Annotated in this window: 23 protein-coding genes; 7 read left to right on the forward strand and 16 right to left on the reverse strand. The window is 70.9% G+C overall.

The window, feature by feature from the left end; translation table 11 throughout:
* Nucleotides 1-31 precede the first annotated feature (31 nt).
* The 3 genes from OG965_RS26980 to OG965_RS26990 all read left to right on the forward strand — a co-directional run bounded on the left by OG965_RS26980 (nt 32) and on the right by OG965_RS26990 (nt 3,392).
* Nucleotides 32-1,429, forward strand: coding sequence for a family 2B encapsulin nanocompartment shell protein (locus OG965_RS26980; protein WP_371654632.1), 1,398 nt, complete (start codon nt 32-34; stop codon nt 1,427-1,429).
* A gap of 154 nt (nt 1,430-1,583) precedes the next feature.
* Nucleotides 1,584-2,615, forward strand: coding sequence for a family 2 encapsulin nanocompartment cargo protein polyprenyl transferase (locus tag OG965_RS26985; RefSeq protein WP_371654633.1), 1,032 nt, complete (start codon nt 1,584-1,586; stop codon nt 2,613-2,615).
* A gap of 150 nt (nt 2,616-2,765) precedes the next feature.
* Nucleotides 2,766-3,392 carry a GNAT family N-acetyltransferase gene (locus tag OG965_RS26990; protein ID WP_371654634.1) on the forward strand — a complete coding sequence of 209 codons (627 nt, stop codon included), beginning with the start codon at nt 2,766-2,768 and terminating at the stop codon, nt 3,390-3,392.
* A gap of 80 nt (nt 3,393-3,472) precedes the next feature.
* Here OG965_RS26990 and OG965_RS26995 read toward each other — a convergent pair whose 3' ends face one another.
* Nucleotides 3,473-4,045, reverse strand: a complete 573-nt coding sequence (locus OG965_RS26995) for a TetR/AcrR family transcriptional regulator (protein WP_371654635.1) — start codon at nt 4,043-4,045, stop codon at nt 3,473-3,475.
* 114 nt (nt 4,046-4,159) lie between these two features.
* On the opposite strand from OG965_RS26995, the gene OG965_RS27000 reads away from it, so the two are divergent.
* From OG965_RS27000 to OG965_RS27015, 4 genes are all read left to right on the forward strand, one after another.
* Nucleotides 4,160-4,735, forward strand: coding sequence for a dihydrofolate reductase family protein (locus OG965_RS27000; protein ID WP_371654636.1), 576 nt, complete (start codon nt 4,160-4,162; stop codon nt 4,733-4,735).
* Between the two features lie 58 nt (nt 4,736-4,793).
* On the forward strand, nt 4,794-5,237 hold the full coding sequence (locus OG965_RS27005; protein ID WP_371654637.1) for a DUF6304 family protein: 444 nt from the start codon (nt 4,794-4,796) through the stop codon (nt 5,235-5,237).
* A 141-nt stretch (nt 5,238-5,378) separates the two neighbouring features.
* A complete protein-coding gene (locus OG965_RS27010; RefSeq protein WP_371654638.1) occupies nt 5,379-6,344 on the forward strand; it encodes a DUF1648 domain-containing protein in 966 nt (321 codons plus the stop codon).
* Nucleotides 6,344-6,700 (forward strand): GntR family transcriptional regulator, encoded by a 357-nt coding sequence (locus OG965_RS27015; protein WP_371654639.1) that lies wholly within the window; start codon nt 6,344-6,346, stop codon nt 6,698-6,700. Before OG965_RS27010 ends, OG965_RS27015 begins: the two co-directional genes overlap by 1 nt.
* Before the next feature lie 6 nt (nt 6,701-6,706).
* Here the strand turns inward: OG965_RS27015 and OG965_RS27020 are convergent, their stop codons facing one another.
* The 15 genes from OG965_RS27020 to sodN all read right to left on the reverse strand — a co-directional run bounded on the left by OG965_RS27020 (nt 6,707) and on the right by sodN (nt 16,992).
* Nucleotides 6,707-7,114 carry a VOC family protein gene (locus OG965_RS27020; protein ID WP_371654640.1) on the reverse strand — a complete coding sequence of 136 codons (408 nt, stop codon included), beginning with the start codon at nt 7,112-7,114 and terminating at the stop codon, nt 6,707-6,709.
* A gap of 9 nt (nt 7,115-7,123) precedes the next feature.
* Nucleotides 7,124-7,756: a hypothetical protein gene (locus tag OG965_RS27025; protein ID WP_371654641.1), complete on the reverse strand. Its 633-nt coding sequence runs from the start codon at nt 7,754-7,756 to the stop codon at nt 7,124-7,126.
* A gap of 14 nt (nt 7,757-7,770) precedes the next feature.
* Nucleotides 7,771-8,310, reverse strand: coding sequence for a hypothetical protein (locus OG965_RS27030; protein WP_371654642.1), 540 nt, complete (start codon nt 8,308-8,310; stop codon nt 7,771-7,773).
* Nucleotides 8,310-9,896, reverse strand: coding sequence for a hypothetical protein (locus OG965_RS27035; RefSeq protein ID WP_371654643.1), 1,587 nt, complete (start codon nt 9,894-9,896; stop codon nt 8,310-8,312). Before OG965_RS27035 ends, OG965_RS27030 begins: the two co-directional genes overlap by 1 nt.
* 141 nt (nt 9,897-10,037) lie before the next feature.
* Entirely contained in the window at nt 10,038-10,916 is an 879-nt protein-coding gene (locus OG965_RS27040) for a helix-turn-helix domain-containing protein (protein ID WP_371654644.1), read from the reverse strand.
* 128 nt (nt 10,917-11,044) lie between these two features.
* Nucleotides 11,045-11,584, reverse strand: coding sequence for an NUDIX hydrolase (locus OG965_RS27045; protein ID WP_371654645.1), 540 nt, complete (start codon nt 11,582-11,584; stop codon nt 11,045-11,047).
* A gap of 127 nt (nt 11,585-11,711) precedes the next feature.
* On the reverse strand, nt 11,712-12,353 hold the full coding sequence (locus tag OG965_RS27050; protein WP_371654646.1) for a DUF5753 domain-containing protein: 642 nt from the start codon (nt 12,351-12,353) through the stop codon (nt 11,712-11,714).
* A gap of 209 nt (nt 12,354-12,562) precedes the next feature.
* Nucleotides 12,563-13,063: an NUDIX domain-containing protein gene (locus OG965_RS27055; protein ID WP_371657074.1), complete on the reverse strand. Its 501-nt coding sequence runs from the start codon at nt 13,061-13,063 to the stop codon at nt 12,563-12,565.
* Nucleotides 13,064-13,278: 215 nt separating this feature from the next.
* Complete coding sequence (locus OG965_RS27060) at nt 13,279-13,548, reverse strand: hypothetical protein (RefSeq protein WP_371654647.1); 270 nt, start codon at nt 13,546-13,548, stop codon at nt 13,279-13,281.
* The gene (locus OG965_RS27065; protein ID WP_371654648.1) at nt 13,545-14,036 is read right to left on the reverse strand and encodes a hypothetical protein; all 492 of its coding nucleotides are present in this window, start codon (nt 14,034-14,036) and stop codon (nt 13,545-13,547) included. Before OG965_RS27065 ends, OG965_RS27060 begins: the two co-directional genes overlap by 4 nt.
* Entirely contained in the window at nt 14,036-14,605 is a 570-nt protein-coding gene (locus tag OG965_RS27070; protein ID WP_371654649.1) for a hypothetical protein, read from the reverse strand. Before OG965_RS27070 ends, OG965_RS27065 begins: the two co-directional genes overlap by 1 nt.
* An 87-nt stretch (nt 14,606-14,692) precedes the next feature.
* On the reverse strand, nt 14,693-15,532 hold the full coding sequence (locus OG965_RS27075; protein WP_371654650.1) for a helix-turn-helix domain-containing protein: 840 nt from the start codon (nt 15,530-15,532) through the stop codon (nt 14,693-14,695).
* Nucleotides 15,529-16,062: a DUF6879 family protein gene (locus tag OG965_RS27080; protein ID WP_371654651.1), complete on the reverse strand. Its 534-nt coding sequence runs from the start codon at nt 16,060-16,062 to the stop codon at nt 15,529-15,531. The genes OG965_RS27075 and OG965_RS27080 overlap by 4 nt, the downstream gene beginning before the upstream one ends.
* Before the next feature lie 2 nt (nt 16,063-16,064).
* Nucleotides 16,065-16,268, reverse strand: a complete 204-nt coding sequence (locus OG965_RS27085) for a hypothetical protein (protein WP_371654652.1) — start codon at nt 16,266-16,268, stop codon at nt 16,065-16,067.
* Nucleotides 16,269-16,596: 328 nt separating this feature from the next.
* The gene (gene sodN, locus OG965_RS27090) at nt 16,597-16,992 is read right to left on the reverse strand and encodes a superoxide dismutase, Ni (RefSeq protein WP_067163856.1); all 396 of its coding nucleotides are present in this window, start codon (nt 16,990-16,992) and stop codon (nt 16,597-16,599) included.
* Nucleotides 16,993-17,022: the final 30 nt, after the last annotated feature.

Here is a 17,022-nt window from a genome sequence, read left to right on the forward strand (position 1 = left end):
GCTCATGATCGGAAGATCGAGAGGGAAACACATGTCGGTCGAGGCAGGGCCCGAGAACCGCGCGCAGCAGAGTCTTGGTACCGCAGCCGCGCGGAATCTGGCGACCACCACCAAGTCCGCCCCACAGATGCAGGAGATCACCTCCCGGTGGCTGCTGCGGATGCTGCCATGGGTGCAGGTCCAGGGCGGTACGTACCGGGTCAACCGGCGACTGAGCTACTCGGTGGGTGACGGGAAGATCACCTTTGTGCAGACCGGCGAACGGGTGGCCGTCATCCCGGCCGAGCTGGGCGAACTGCCCGCGCTGCGCGGGTTCGAGGACGAGTCCGTGCTGTCCGAGCTGGCGAACCGGTGCGTGCAGCGCGACTTCGCCGCCGGGGAGGTCCTGGCCACCGAGGGCGACCCGGTGGACACCGTCTACCTGCTGGCCCACGGCCGCGTGGAGCAGATCGGCACGGGGCCGTACGGGGACGAGGCGGTGCTCGGGGTCCTGGCGGACGGGGCGCACCTGGGCGAGCAGGCCCTGATCTCCGGCGAGGCGACCTGGGACGCCACGGCCCGCGCCGCCACGGCGTGTACGGTCCTGGCGCTGAGCCGGTCGGACGTGCTCAACCTCGCGGAGCGGGCGAGCTCGCTCGGCGAGCACCTCGCGGCGCTCGCGCTCGTGCCCCGCCAGCACACCAACAAGTACGGCGAGGCGGCGATCGACCTGGCGTCCGGCCACGTCGGCGAGCCGGTCATCCCGCACACGTACGTGGACTACGAGGGCGCGCCCCGTGAGTACGAACTGTCCGTCGCGCAGACGGTCCTGAAGGTCCACAGCAGGGTCGCGGACCTCTACAACCAGCCGATGAACCAGACCGAGCAGCAGTTGCGGCTCACCGTGGAGGCGCTGCGCGAGCGCCAGGAGGACGAACTCATCAACAACCGTGAGTTCGGCCTGCTCAGCAACTGCGACTACGGGCAGCGGCTCCAGCCGCACGACGGCGTGCCCGGCCCCGACGACATGGACGAGCTCCTCTCCCGGCGGCGCGGCAACAAGTTGTTCCTCGCCCACCCGCGCGCCATCGCCGCGTTCGGGCGCGAGTGCAACAAGCGCGGCCTGGTCCCGGAGAGCGTGGAGATCAGCGGCAACCGCATCCCGACCTGGCGCGGTGTGCCGATCTTCCCGTGCAACAAGATCCCGGTCAGCGACGCCCGTACGACCTCGATCATCTGCATGCGTACCGGCGAGGCCGAGCAGGGAGTCATCGGGCTCCAGCAGAGCGGCATCCCGGACGAGATCGAGCCGAGCCTGTCGGTGCGGTTCATGGGCATCGACGAGCAGGCGATCATCTCGTACCTCGTCACCGCCTACTACTCGGCCGCGATCCTGGTGCCGGACGCCCTCGGCGTCCTGGAGAACGTGGAAGTGAGCCGCTGGCGCTGATCCGCAGGACCCCGCGCGGGCGGCCGGCGGCACGGGAGGTCCGCCGGCCGTCCGCCCGGAGACCGCGTACCGCACGCGGCGCGTGAACGCGCGTACCGGCCACGGCGTAGGAACACCACGTATCGAACACGGCGAGAGGAATGTCGAGTTGGTCATGGGGGAAGCCGTCGAGGGGCGCGAGGCCGTGGACCTGCTGGAGCGGACCCGGGTGGTGGTCAATCCACGGCTGCGGGACACCGTGGAGTCGCTGCCCGGCTCGATACGGCGGGTGGCGATGTACCACTTCGGATGGGAGCACGCGGACGGCACGCCGGCCGCCGGGCAGGCGGGCAAGGCGATCCGGCCCGCGCTCGTGCTCGCGGCCACCGGGGCGCTCGGCGGCGACCCCGAGGACGCGCTGCGGGCGGCGGCCGCCGTGGAGCTCGTCCACAACTTCACGCTGCTGCACGACGACGTGATCGACGAGGACGCCACCCGGCGCCACCGGCCCACCGCCTGGACCGTGTTCGGCACCCCCGACGCGATCATCGTCGGGGACGCGATGCTGGCGCTGGCACTGCGGCTGCTCGCCGAGGACGGCCACCCGGCGGCCCCGGCCGCCTCGGCCCGGCTCGCCGCCTGTGTGATCGAGCTCTGTGCCGGGCAGCAGGCCGACTGCGCCTTCGAGCAGCGCGGCCCCCAGGAGGTGTCCCTGGACGAGTGCCTGGACATGGCGATGGCCAAGACCGGGGCGCTGCTCGGGTGCGCCTGCTCGCTGGGGGCGCTGTACGCGGGGGCGGGGCCCGAGGAGGTGGCCGCGCTCGACGCGTTCGGCCGCGAGGCCGGGCTCGCCTTCCAGCTCATCGACGATCTGATCGGCATCTGGGGCGACCCCGGCCGTACCGGCAAACCCGCCGGCGCCGATCTCGCCTCGCACAAGAAGTCGCTGCCGGTGGTGGCCGCCCTGACATCGGGCACCCCGGCGGCGGCCGAACTCGCCGAGCTGTACCGGGGCCCGATGGGGGCGGCCGCGGTGCGGAGGGCGGCGGGGGCGGTGGACCGGGCGGGCGGCCGCGACTGGGCGCAGATCCACGCGGCCGACCGGATGGCCCGGGCGGTGGACCAGCTGTCCCGGGCGGTCCCGGACCTCGCGGCGGCGGGCGACCTGCTGGCCCTGGCGGAGTTCGTGACCCGGCGCTCCCGCTGACGGGGCCCGAGGGGGGTCCGCCCGAGGGGGGGACGGGCCGAGGAGCCCCGGGGCTGCCTCCGGGGCCCTCGTGCCCTGACTCGGGGAGAGCCAACTCTAGGATCGTTCCGATCAGTTGAGGATGAACGGAACGCGACAAGGGCGGCCGACATGGGTCAGGGACCGGGCACGGGCATACGGCGGGTCGAGCGGGACGACGAGAAGGCCGTGGAGACGGCGGTGCGCCTCCTCGACCAGGCGTTCCAGAACGACCCGGTGAGCAGTTGGGTCTTCCCGGACCCGGCGCACCGCCGTGAGGTGCACCGCCACCTCATGCGCGCCTTCCTGGAGATCTCGCTCGCCGAGGGCCACGCCGACCTCGCCGAGGACGGCACGGCGACGGCGCTGTGGATCGACGTCCCGGCCGAGCCGGAGGAGGGCGGCGAGGACGGGGAGGAGGACGGCCCGGCGCAGCTGCGGGCCGCCGTCGACCCGGAGAACGAGCGCGTCGAGCTGATCGGACGGCTCACCGGGTCCGTCCATCCGCACGGCCGGGCGCACGCGTATCTGCTGCTGATCGCGGTCGCCCCGGACCGCCAGGGCCAGGGGGCGGGGGAAGCGCTGATCGCGCCCGTCCTGGAGCGGTGCGACCGGGAGGGCCTGCCCGCCTATCTGGAGGCGAGCAGCGCACGCAGCTCGCGGCTGTACGAGCGGCTCGGCTTCGCGCACCTCGGTGAGCCGCTGCGGCTGCCGGACGGGCCGCTGATGTACCCGATGTGGCGCGAGCCGGGAGCTTGAGCGCTCGGCAGGACAGTTCATTCGGCCTTCGTGTTCGGCTGCGGACCGCCTGTGGCTGGTCGCGCAGTTCCCCGCGCCCCTCAAGGGGCCACCACCCTGGCCACGATCATCTCCACCAGGCGGTCCGTCTGGTCCGGACCCAGTACGTCCGGCAGGGTGAGGGTGTCGATCAGCAGACCGGTCATGGCGAAGTAGAGCAGCCGTACCGTGTCCGCGTCGCCCGGCAGCCCGGCGTCCAGATGGAACGCGATGTTCGCGTCCAGGTCGGCGTGGATGGCCCCGGTCAGCGCCTCCCGGAGCTCCGGCCTGCGAGTGGCCTCAAGGCGGAGCTCCAGCATCGCGAGATAGCTGGTGCGCTCCTTGACGATCCGCCGCAGCAGCCAGTGCATCAGCGAGGCGACCAGCTCCCGCGACGGCTCGGGCCGCATCGCCTCGCTCACCTCGGCCGGATCCGGTGTCATCCGTACGTGGATGTGCCGCCCGGCCTGGGTGAACAGGTCGTCCCTGCTGGTGAAGTAGTTGGAGGCGGTGCCGGGCGGCACCTTGGCCTCGGCGTCGACGGCGCGAAAGGTCAGCCCGCGCGCTCCCTCGCGCGCCAGCACCTCGATCGCCGCGTCCACGAGAGCGGTTCTGCGTTCCGGGTTCCTGACCATGTCTTCGAGCTCCTCACATCCGCTGCCGAAAGGGCCTTGCGCAACCACTACACACGAAGTACTTTACGTGAAGTGGTTGATCGACCGACCACCCCCCGAGTCAAAGAGGCCAGCTTGCGCAAGCTTTCGTACTACATCGCCCTCACCATCGACGGCTTCATCGCCGCCCCGGACGGGTCGTACGACTTCTATCCCCTGAGTGACGAGCTCTTCGGCTTCATGGGCACCGACTTCCCCGAGGCCCTGCCGACCCCCGCCCGCCGGGCCCTGGGCGTCGACGAGGCGCCCAACCGGCGGTACGACACGGTGCTGATGGGCCGGGGGACGTACGAACCCGGCCTCAAGGAGGGCTTCGCCAGCCCCTACGCGCATCTGCGCCAGATCGTCTTCTCGCGCAGCCTCGGCGAGTCCCCGGACCCGGCCGTCGAGGTCGTCAGCGGCGACCCGGTGCCGTTCGTCCGTGCGCTCAAGCAGGAGGAGGGCGCCGACATCTATCTGTGCGGCGGTGCCGACCTCGCCGGGCAGCTCGTCGACGAGATCGACGAGCTCGTGATCAAGAGCTATCCGGTCGTCGCGGGCTCCGGAATCCCCTTGTTCCGGGCGGAGTTCGCCCCCCGCTCCTTCGTGCCGACGGACAGCCGTTCCTTCGAAAACGGTACAGTCGTGACCACTTACACAAGGAAGCGCTAACTCCCATTTCGGTCACGCCCTGTGACGAACGGCAGGTTGCGCCGCTAATCTCCCGCCCATGACCACACAGTCCTGGGCGGGCTGGTACCGAGACCGCCATGGATCCGAAGCGCTGACGATCACCGCCGACGGGACCCAACTGCACACCCGTATCAGGGGGGTCGACTTCGCCGGGGCCGGGTTCGACTCGCTCGGCCCGGTGCCCGGCATACCGCCGGAGGGCTCGTTCGCGCTCGACGGCGGCACCCTGCGCGACTTCGTCCTGGAATGGGACATGCCGGTACCGGTCGCCTCCGACGACGGCGCGGTCCACCACGCCACCCTGAGCTGCCTGCTCTCCCTCAAGCCGCCCGAGCCCGATCTGGGGCTCGCACTGCACCTGGGGGGAGCGGTGTACGCGTCGGGGCGCGCCGAGGTCGACTTCGGGTCGGTCCTCGACGACATCCGCCGCCAACTCCCGTACGGGGCACACCTCCAGCCGTCCGTCCTCGAAAGCATCTGACCCGGGCGCGGCCGTCCGTACCGAGACCAGGTACGGGCGGCCGCCTTCTTTTTCGTGTTTCCGTCAGAAAGACGTCAAGGAACGGAAGTTGGAGTCTCTCGGCCTCATTGTTCTACTACTGTGCGAACAATGAAGGTTTCGATGAACCGTGCCCGGTACCGCCTGGTGGCCGTCGCCGTGCTGCCGTTCCTGCTGGCGCTCGCCGTCGACCTGCTCCTCTTCGCCGCCCTGCGCGACCGGCTGCCGACGCGCCTGGCCACCCACTTCAGCGGCGGCGGCACCGCCGACGGCTATGCGGACCGGGGCGCGTACGTGGTGGTGAACATCGGCCTCGCGGGCGGGCTCGCCGCCGTCTGGGCGGTCCTCGCGGCCACCGCCGACTTCGCGCCGCGCGGGGCGCGCCGGCTGATCGGCGCCGGGTACGCGACCGCGGGCCTGACCGGCTATCTGATGGCGGCCGCGCTGTACGCGAACCTCGACGCCGCCGACGGCAGCGAGGTCCGGCTGCCGCTGTGGCAGCTCGCGGCGGGCCTCGCGGTGGCCGCGCTCGCCGGGGCGGCCGGGGCGCAGCTGCTGCGACTCCTCGCCCTCCCCGAGGTCGTGCCGCCCCCCGGCCCCGGCGCGGTCGAGCGGCTCGACCTCGCGGAGGGCGAGGTGGCGGGCTGGGCCAGACGCGCCCCGTCGCGGACGCTGTGCGCGGTCGGCGTGGCGCTGCTCGTCGTCGGCGGTGCGCTGACATACGTGTACGGCTGGGGGCGCGCCGCCGCGCCGCTGGCGTGCGGGCTGCTCATCCTCGCCTGCTCCTGCCCGTACGTGACGGTCGACCGGCACGGACTGACCACCCGCCCGACGGTGCTGCCCTGGCCCCGGGTGCGGATACCGCTGGCGGACGTGGACCGGGCGGTCAGCCGAGAGGTGAAGGCGCTCTCGGAGTACGGCGGTTGGGGCTACCGGGTGCGCCCCGGGCGCTCGGGCCTGATCCTGCGCTCGGGCGAGGCGATCGTGGTGCGGCGCGCGGGCGGGCGGGAGTTCGCCGTGACGGTGGCCGACTCCGCGACCGCCGCGGCCCTGCTCAACACACTGGCCGAGCGGGCGGCGGTGCGCTGATGCTGTTCCGGGTGGACCCGGCGTCCGCGGTGGCGCTGGGCGACCAGATCGCCGCGTCGGTGCGCCGCGCCATCGCCGAGGGCAAGGTGGAGCCGGGCGAGCGCCTGCCCGCCGCCCGCGTCCTTGCCGACTCGCTGGGCGTCAACGTCCACACGGTCCTGCGCGGCTACCAGCGCCTGCGCGAGGAGGGCTTGATCGAACTGCGGCGGGGCCGGGGCGCGGTGGTGGTCGAGGCGACCTCGTCCCGCGCCCGGGCCGGACTGCTTGTGCGGGTACGCGAACTGGTGGAGGAGGCGAGGCGGTTGGGCCTGACGGAGGACGAGCTGGTCGACCTGGTCCGCACGGGCCTCCACTGACGCGTCTCAGTACGTCTGGAGCTCCACCAGATTGCCGTCGGGGTCGTGCAGATGGGCGGCCCGCATGGTCGGCCCCCACTGCGGCCGGTCCTGCGCCGGGGCGACCACGGTGGCGCCGGCCGAGGTGCAGAGCTCGACCCCGGCGTCCAGCGCCCCGGGCCCGTCCACGCGAATGACGACGGACGCCCCGACGGGCACGTTCTCCTCCCCGACGGCCGCGGCCATCGCGGCCCGGGAGAACAGCGCGAACGTCGTACGACCCTCGCAGTCGTCCCAACTCGCATACCCCGACCCCTCGGTACCGCGCGCCAGCGAGCACCCGCTCAGCTTGGGCAACACGGCGGCGTAGAAGCGGAAAGTGGGCTCGTAGTGCTCCACGAGGAGCCGGGTGTACGGAGGTTCAAGAGGTGCCATGGCCCGAATTTACCCCGTCCGGCGGACCGAGGCGCCGGTGATCTCGCCGCCCCGCACGGTGTACGTACCCGTGTAGGTGCGCGTACTGCCGTCCCGCTGACGGGCGTTGATGTCGACGTAGACGGTGTCGTCCTGGACGGACAGGACGGTGACGTCGGCCCGCCGGGTGTCGGCGAAGCCCGCCGTGTAGTCGGAGTAGTCGGTGGTGAGGTTCCTGCCGCCGAGGCTCCACGCGGTCTCGTAGTCACCGCTGTTGAGAGCGTCGTAGTAGGCCGTGATCGTGCGCTGGGGGCCCGGGGTGGTGGGCGGGTCGGTGGTGGCGGTGGTCGGCTCGGCGGCCGTGGTGGGTTCGTCCGTGGTCGTCGGGAACACGTCCGCGTACCCGGGGGTCGCCGTCGCCGTGTCCGTCGCGATGCCCGGGGCCGGGAGGTAGCGCGGCGACGCGGGGCCGGCGCCTGAGGTGTCGCGCGCCAGCGCCCAGATGCCGGTGCCCGCCGCCGCGCACAGCAGCACCGCCACGAACACCACGATCAGCATGCGCCGCAGACCGTCGTCCGGGGGCGGCTGCCCGGGCCCCCCGTCGCCCGCGGTGGCCGTCGGGCCCTGTATCCAGCGCTGTGCGTCCGCGTCCCAGTAGCTCATGTCACCCGCACTTCTCAGCCAGTCAGTTGGACGATGGTCTCGACGACGGCCGCGGCCGAGGCGAGCCCCGCGGCGGTCGTCGCGCCGAGGGTCAGCCGGTCGCGCAGCCACTGGAGCCGGTCGCGCCGCACCTGGCCGGTACCGGCCATCGCCTCGTCCAGCTCGCTCAGCCCGGCGTCCAGCTCGGCGATCTCCGGTGTCCGCCCGAGCATGCCGAGGTGCTCGCGCAACGTCCGTACGGCAAGGGCCAGTTCGGGAGGCGCGTCGAGGAGCGGGGCCGAGGCGTCCACGGCCCGGGCACCCTCGCCCGCCGCGGCCGCGCCGCCCGTCATCACCCCGATGCCGATGCCGCCGGGGCCGCCGGTGGGCGGGGCCGCACCCGCGTACGGGGGCGGCGTCGTCGCCGCCCGCCGCGAGCGGTCCTCGGCGGACGCGCGGTGCCCGGCCGCCGCCGCGCCGCCGGTCATCACCCCGATGGAGATGCCGCCGGGGGCCGAACCCCCGCCGTCCCTCTGTGCGTCCGGCGTGTCCTGGTCTTCTTCCTCCACCGCCATCACTTCCCGCCTTCCGTGTGCGACGCCGACGACCGTTCCCCCGTCGCGACGGCGCCCCCGCTCATCGCCCCGATGAACACCCCGCCCCCGCTCACGGTGACGATCTGCTGCTCGAAGTCGCCCGTCTCGTAGTCCTTCGCCCGCAAGGCCTCGCGCACCCCGCCGGCGATCCGGTCCTGCACCGTCCGTACGTACCGCTTGACGTCCATGTCCTGGAACACCGACAGGTCGTCCGTGCTCCCCAACTCCCGCACCGAAGTGGCCGGTCCGTCCGGCAGGGCGTGCCGGGGGTTCGCCAGCCAGGTGCGGAACTCGGCGACGGCCGTGCTGATCAGGGACGTCGCCGCGGCGAAGTTCGCGGTCGGCGCCGCGAGCAGACCGCGGACCGTGTCCCGCAGGACATCGCCCTCGCCGCGCGCCTCGATCACGTCGACGGCCCGGAACTCCAGCCGTACGGGGCTGAGGACGTGCGGCACCACCTCCAGGACCAGCATCCCGCCCTGGGTGTGGACGCGCACCAGCACCGAGACCACGACCTGCTCGTCCCACGTCCCGATCCGGATGCGCAGGAAGTGCCGGCGCGCCTCGCCGCCCTCGCCCACGGCCTCGTCCAGGTGCCGCCGGACCGTCGACCGGTCGTAGGCGACCTTCCAGCGGGCCACCCCGGTCGGCAGATAGACGAACTCGTCCACTTCGAGCGCGCGCAGCCGGTCGCGGCTGGTGGCCGCGGCCGAGGTGCGCAGGGACTCCAGCTGCGGCTTGATGAGGTCGATGACCTCGCGCCCGGTGAGCGGCCCGGCCTCGGGCGCCGCGCCCCTGCGCCGCTTCAGCTCCATCACCAGCGACCACTGCTCGTCGTACGGCCGTCCGGCGCCGATGAACGGCCGGAACGGGTCGTAGATCGTGAGCGAGGCGTGCTGCTCGCGGTCGATGGCCTCGCCGATCCGCCGATAGCGGTACGGCAGCGCGGGGCGGGGGGACCGGGCGAACGACTGGGCGCCCAGCTCCTTGCGCATGACGGTGGTGACATCGGCGCGGTACGCCCACACCGGAAGCACGAGCAGCAGCGGGAACACCACACCCGTCCAGCCGTCGGCGCCGCTGAAGAGCGTGTACAGCGCGCCCGCCCAGTAGAGGGCCGCCACCACGAACGGCACCAGCGGCAGCAGCATCCGCAGCCGTCCGCGGGTGGCCTGCTTGACCATGGTGCGGTCGAGGGTGAACACCGCGAGGCCGAGCCCGGACCCGGCGCGCACGCTCCCGAAGACGAAGCAGACGACGGCGTACGCCAGCCAGCCGGGGACGGGAAACACCGTCTCCGAACCGACCCCGGCCACCCCGAGCCCGATGAACACGCCCCACAGGCCCAGCAGTGCGAGCGCGGTCTCGGCCTCCCGACGGCGTGCGCGCAGCGCGTGCGCGAGTACGGGCAGCGCGTCGATGCCGAGCGAGAGGGCGATCGGGCGCTCCTCGTGCTGGACGAGCTCCTCGATCACCCGGCGCCGGAAGTCGCTGTCGAAGTAGACGCCCGCGCACAGCAGCCGGGTGGCCTCCCCGTCGCCGTGCTCCGGTCCCGTCGCTGTCATAGGGGCCCCCTGCCCGAGTCGACATCAGCGAGCGTGGACCATACAGGCGGCGGCCGCCGCCTGCCTTGGACAAAATTCACCCTGCCCTTACGGGGCTTACAGGCCTTGCAGGACTCCGAGGGCTCCGAGGGCTTCTGGGGCTCACAGGGTGAGGGCCCCTTCCACCCGGCGGGCCGACAGCATCCGGCCGGGTGTGGTGTCGGCCAGGGCGCGGAACTCGCGGTTGAGGTGGGCCTGGTCGTAGAAGCCGCAGACGGCGGAGGTCTCGGCCAGCGTGGCATCGCCGCGGGCGAGCATCCGTACGGCGCGGTCGAAGCGCAGCACCCGGCCGTACGTCTTCGGGGTGAGCCCGATCTGCTCGGTGAACCGGCGGATCAAGTACCCCTTGCTCCAGCCGACTTCGTCGCCCAGCCGGGCGACCGGGATCGTCCCGGCGGTACGGGCGAGCAGCCGGTAGGCGTGGCCGACCTCCGGCGCGGGGTCCGGGCCGCGGCCGAGCCGGTCCAGCAGTACGCCGTCCAGCAGGTCGAACCGTTCGGCCCAGTCGTGGGTGGTCGCCAGCCGCTCCACCAGCAACTCGGCCCCCGGGCCCAGGATGTGATGCAGCTCGACCACATGCTGGGCCAACTTGCCCATGGGCAAGGCGAACAGCCGATAGGCACCCAGCGGCGTCAACTCCAGCCGAATGGCCTCCTGCCCTCCGCGGTGTGCGCACAGCGTGGGACTGTCCTCAAGCCCCACGACCATCGACCCGATCCGCCCGCTGCCCGTGCCCGGCGCCCCGATCCGGCGCACCTGGGCGAACGGCTCGGCGAGGTTGATCACGAGGACGGCCCGCCCGGTCGGGACGACCCGCACCTCGTACGGCGAGAGCCCCGAGTCCCAGTACCCGGCGTAACTGCGCAGAAAGGGCCGCAACCCCGGATGCCAGGGGCGGGTGACCCGCCACAGCCCTCCGGCCCGGGCGATGTCGACCTCGGCCCGGGCAACGGTCCCCCCACGTACGACGCGGAGCCCCAAGAGTCCTCCCCCTGTCCGGCCCGTACCTCCCATACCTCCCGTGGTTCCCTGGGAGCGGGGCCGTCGGATTCTGCATGGCCACTCCTTCATACCCGGCAGCTGACGCGCACTACCGACGCCGCCCTGCGCTAGCCGCGTGCCTCGGCCTCGTCCAGCAGGAGGTAGAGCAGGCCGACCAGGCTGCCGCTGCTGACGATCTCCCGGCGGTCGATCATTCCCCGGATCCGCGAGATCGGGATCCACTCGATCCGGTCCGATTCGTTCACCTCTGTCGGCGGGCCCGCGTACGTGGCGCCGTCGGCGCGGAAGACGTGGTGCTCGGAGTCGGTGATGCCGTTCGCGGGCTGCGCGTACACCAGCGGCTTCATGGCCTCGACCCGCCAGCCGGTCTCCTCTTCGACCTCTCGGGCCGCGGCCTGCTCCGGAGTCTCGTCGGACTCGATGAGCCCCATGGGCAGTTCCCAGCCCCAGGTGTCCGTGATGAACCGGTGCCGCCACATCATCAGTACGCGCTTGCCGTCATCGACCACAGCAGCCACCGCAAGGTGCCGCATGCGTACGACGTGGTGCTCCCAGCGGCGCCCGTCGGGCTGCTGGACGTCCACGAGCCACAGGTTGACCCACGGGTTGCTGTAGATCTGCCGCTCACCATGGACGGTCCACCGCATGGGCCCAACTCCCTCTCACCGACGCGGCTTCCAGCATGTCAGTCGCACGAGAAAAGGTCGGCAGCACGCGGCTCCGGGCGGATGCCGGGTGCTGTTGTGTGTTGCTGCCGGAAGAGCGAAGGGGGCGTTACGCCTTGTGGCGGTGGTCCTCCCCCTGGGGCGGGGCGCTGGTCCAGAAGGAGTGGGCCTTCCTCAGAAGTTCCTCGGCGGCGTCGCCGTACGATGCCGCGCTGCTCAGGGCGGCGAAGGCTTTGCCGTAGAGGTCGAGCTCACTCTGTTCCGTGACGTCCACAGAGGATGAGACGAGCTCGACGTGGACCCGGTCGCCCTCGCCGTAGACGCTGAACCCGTGAACGGGGAACAAGTCCACCCGCGCGGTGGTGGGAAGGATCCCGAGCGTCAGCGAGTCCAGACCGAGCTCGCGCAGAAGGCGCTCGATCTGTGGCCGCATGACGTCGGCCCCGCCGATGTTCGTGTAGAGAGCCTGCTCCCCGAGGACGACGTCGTAGTGGTGCTCTCCGTCGTACAGGACTTGCTGTCGCTGCATGCGCTTGGCGACGCCGGCCGGCACGTCGTTCGGGACCCCCAGGAAGTCGACGACCTGGCCGAGGATCACGGTGGCGTATGCCTCGGTCTGAAGGGTGCCCCAGATCATCGTGGGCACGTAGGCCTTACCCTCTCGCGTGTTCTGGTACCAGCGGACCACGTCGTCCTGGATCGCTTCCGTACCGGTGGACAGGCGCTCCGTCCAGGGAACTGAACTGGTCACCGCATTCCCTCCTGAAGCGTGCCGCCGGGGCGGCTTCGATGGGCATTGCCGTCCCGGTCGAGGATGGCGTCAACCGGCCGATCTTGTAAGGCCGGGAATCGGTCAGGCCGCACGCTCGATCTTGATGTGTCGGCCCTCGCTCGGCGCGCGGCCGACGCACTGTCCGAGGAGATGGGGCCCCGACGTGATCGAAGCCTGATGAGGACTCGCTATCCCCAGCCGTCGAGGGATACCTGGGGCCCTCCGGCAAGGTACCGATGCAGCGCGCTGGCTGTGGTGTCCACGAACTCTTCGGGGATGACATCGACGTCGACCCAGCGGACCTGGGTGTGCTTGCGCGGTTCGCGGTTTTCGGGCTCGCCGGCCCACTCATGGGCGGCAAAGACGACGGTGAGGAAGCCGTTGGGCGCTTCGACACCCCAGGCGCCGTGGATTACGTGGGCAACCTTCAGGGACTCCGGCTTCACTGTCAGGCCGGTCTCTTCGTACAACTCGCGGACGGCTGTCTCGGTGATGGGCTCGCCGGGTTCGCTCTTGCCGACCGGCAGGTCCCACATGCCCTGGGCGAACTTGGCGTTCTGGCTGCGCTGGAGAAGGACGACTCGGTTCGAGGCCTTGTCGTGAACGATGACAGCGGCGACCAGGAGGGTCTTGGATTCGAGGGCGGGCTTGAGGGCTTTGGGCTGGGCGTCGGTTGTCCGCTGAGCCACGGTTGGTGTCCCTTCGTCGGCCGGTTGGTGGGCAGCTTGGGCCAGTGTTTCGCCTGCACGGCGGGCGAGCGGAACGGGCATGGGGCGTGCCCTGGACGCCTTCAGGCGTGGAATGCGGTGCGGTCGCTCTACTCGGTGACCGCGCTGTCCCACGAGCCCACCCGCGCTGCCGTTGAGGAACTCGTAGAGGCCGGAGCCGACATACGGTGGGCGGTTCATCGGGATGCGGGCTCCTTGTACAGCGGGTTGCCCGGGGCGGGGGTGACCCGGGCGAACGAGGTCATCAGTGCCCGGAAGCCGCCGTGGTCGTGATGCCGGGTGGTGTGTTTGATCGCCCAGTCCTCCGGTTCCGCCTTTTCGCCGGAGGGCGGGGAGGCGTCGAGGCACTTCGTGCACTCCATCACGTAGACCGGCCCGGACGCTCCCGGGGCGGTGTCCGCGCCGAGGATCCAGTCCGCGTACCGGATCACTGAGTGGAGGCTCACAGCGTCCGCTCCGGCGTCGGCGCCTGTCGCAGCCTGGCCTGCCCGAGCGCCACCAGGTCGGCCACGGCCCGCGTCGCGCACACGGAGCCCACCGCGCTCGGCGGCAGGGTCCAGTACGGGCCGGGCCGTGCGGTCAGGTCGATGCGGGGCATGCCCAGCCAGGTTCCCGGGCGTAGGCACTCGACGCGCGGCACTCGCCAGGCAGCGTGCGTGCCCGGTGGAACGAGTGCGTAGTACCAGACGCCGACGCCGTACGCGTCATGGATGACCGCTCCGTCCTCCAGGGCCTCAGCGAGGAACGAGGCGACGGTGTCCGGGTCCTCGCCGCCCGCCGCCGCGTGGACGATGTCGGCGGGCAGACGGATTGCGTCGAACTTCTCGCCGGTCGGCACGAGTGCGACACCCACGGCGAACTCCCGGCGGGCCTGCGCCGGCACGTCGTGGGCCGAGGCGAGCCAGTCGGTGATGGCTTTGCTGGCTTGGTTCATCACGGCGCGCTCACTTCGTTGGGCTGGACGTAGCTGATGAATGAACCGGCGGCGAGCTCCCGGAACGGGGCGGCGACGGCCAGATGCGCCGCCGTGAGCGTCACGAGGCCCTGGATCCGCCCGTCCTCCAGCAATCGCAGCGCGCGGGTGAGGCCCGGCCGTTTGTCCTTCGGGCGGTCCAGCGGCCCGACGTCATACAGCGCCGCCGTCACGATCCAGCCCTGGGCCGAGGCGTAGGTGCGGAGTGCGTCGAGCATCGTGTCCGGGTCGCGGCTGTCGGAGATGCAGGCGTACAGGCCGACGCAGCAGCCGCCCGTGGCCGGGCCGGCGGGGGCGAGCTGCCCCGGCTCCCAGGTCTGGCCCTCCAGGACCACAGCGGTCCCGGCCGCCTCGGCGCAGCCACGGTGCGCATAGCTCGTGTGGTCGCCACCGAAGTCGGCGATGAGCATGCGGGTGATGACGTCGGCGCCCGACTCCTTGCATACCTCACAGCGCCGGTAGTGCGCCGGGTTGCTGGTCTGTGTGTCGTTGGCGTCCGCGTGCTGGGGGTTGCGCGTCTTGGGGGCCATGACGAGCACCGTAGGGACGCTTGTTTCAGCAGTGCGCGCGGATTGCACGTGATTGTGTGCAACGCCCGATCGAGTGGCAGGGATTGCTTACGGGAGTCCCAGGGAAGTGCGCGCGCGTCCGATCAGCAGCCGCGCTTGAGGGCCGTACGCTGCGGCTTCGTTGAGGCGATCCCATACCCGCCCGTACAGAGCCAGGTCGTCGGGAGAGTCGAACTGCAACTCAGTGTTGATCGTCTCCACGATGACCCGCTCTTCATCGAAGATCCAGAACCCGTGCTTCGGGGTCAGCTTCAGGCGGGCGCCGAACGGGATGATCCCGAGTTCCACCGTGCTCATACCGATCAGCCCCACCAGCCGGTCGAGCTGCCCGGCCATCACCTCGCGAGGGCAGATCAGCGCGTGCAGCGCGCCCTCCCACACGAGCACCCGGAACAGCTTTCCCGCCTGGTACAGCACCTCTTGGCGCCGCATGCGAGCGTGTACAGCGTCGTCCGTGTCGCGCGGGGTCTGCATTACGTCAGCGTTGTGGACCATGAGCGCCCGAGCGTAGTCAGGGGTCTGGAACAGGCCGGGAATCACGGTGGCTTCGTAACCGCGCATCGTGGCCGTGCGCTGGTACTCCACGACGTAGCGGTCCTGAACGGGGCGCTGGCCCGCCGCCACTTGGCGGCGCCACGAGCGTTGCTGCGACTCCAGCCCGCGCAGCCGGCTCTTGAGGTCCGCGTTCTGGTCTGATGCGTCGGCTGCGGCCGCCCAGGCGGCGAGGTCGTCGGCGGTCGCGGTCTGCTTGCCGTTCTCCAGCCGTGACACCTTCGAGCGCTGCCAGCCCAGTCGGGCCGCGAAGTCCTTGCCGTTCAGGCCGGTCTCGGCACGCAGTTCCCGTAGCCGCGCGCCGAGAGCGACCCGTGCGCTCTGGAAGTCCGTCACACAGAGGAACGTACCCTCGGCCAGACCACGGCGGCAGGCACCGCGAGCGGCCAAGCGGCATCCCGCACGCGACTGGCCTCCAGCACCTGAGCAGGGTCGGAGCTGACCTCAACGCCAATGGTCGTGTCGGACTCGTCGATGTGCATCAGCACCAGAGTGCTGGAGTCGAAGAGCCAGAAGTCGTAGCCCGGGAGTTCCAGTTGCCCGGCCAGCGACCGAGACAACACGCGGACGTCCTCACCCGCCGTGTTCGCCGCTGCTGAGGCCATGAGGAACCGCTGCCCGTCCGTCGGCGGCTCGTCGACGATACGGATCCGCGAGAAGCGCGCGCCCTGCGCGGTCATCGCCCTCACGTTGACGTTCCATGGGTGATCGGGTTCGGGCTGCGGCTCCACGCCTTGCATGAACGCCTGGAAGCGGGCGCCCTGTCGATCGGAGGCGTAGGAGCGGCGGGTCTCCAGCCGGAATGCGGTGTGCTGGAACTCCGAGAACAGGTGAGTGATCTCCTCGAACGGGATCAGCGACGGCAACGTCACTCCTTCGGCGCGAAGCGGGTCAGCAGCTCGCGGGGGATGATGACGGCGGTCTCGTCAGCACCGAGGTCTCGGAGTGCGGCGATGTCTGCCGGATCAGTCATCTTGGCGCCCTGGACGACGATGTCTCCGGTCTCGGTGATCTCGTACAGGGTGGGGCAGTTGCCGTACTCGGACGTGGTGCCGATGAACCGGAGCGTCATGGTGCCCTCCATCTGCGCTGGGTGGAGGACCAGGATGCGATGGATGGCCAGAGAGCGGGTGGGGATTGCCGCAGATTGCGAATCTCGGCCGAGATGACTGTGTCGCACGCAACGACGGAAGCGCCCCTGTCCCGTCCTCACGCAGAGTGGCGCGCCGCATCGTCGGCAGGAGTGAACTCGAACATGGCGACCAGGCCGGTTCCGGCACCGGCCGGCCCGGCCCGGGAGACAGCGAAGAGGTTCGGCCGGAAACCCGGTCGAACCTCTTCCCCATAGGTGCTGAGCTGCGAGTTTCCGCTCGCGGTGATCGGCACCAACCAGGCCCGGATCAGGCCTTCTTCGTCTCCCAGAAGATGCGGTCGATCTCAGCGATGAGTTCGAGCGCCTTCTCGCCGGTCTTCGGGTCCGTCGACGCCTTGGCGGCCGAGAGGGCCTTCAGGGTGTCGTTGACCAGCTGGTGGAGCTGCGGGTACTTCTCGAAGTGCGGGGGCTTGAAGTAGTCGCTCCAGAGCACCGAGACGTGGTGCTTGGCGAGCTCCGCGCGCTGCTCCTTGATGACCACGGCACGCGCACGGAAGTGCGGGTCCTCGTTGGCCTGGAACTTCTCCTGGACGGCCTTGACCGACTCGGCCTCGATACGGGCCTGGGCCGGGTCGTACACGCCGCAGGGCAGGTCGCAGTGGGCGCTGACCTTCACCTTGGGGGCAAACAGGCGGGAAAGCATTGAGCTGTCCTTCCTCGTGATCGTCTTCTC

The organism is Streptomyces sp. NBC_00224, from assembly GCF_041435195.1.
Classification (GTDB): domain Bacteria; phylum Actinomycetota; class Actinomycetes; order Streptomycetales; family Streptomycetaceae; genus Streptomyces.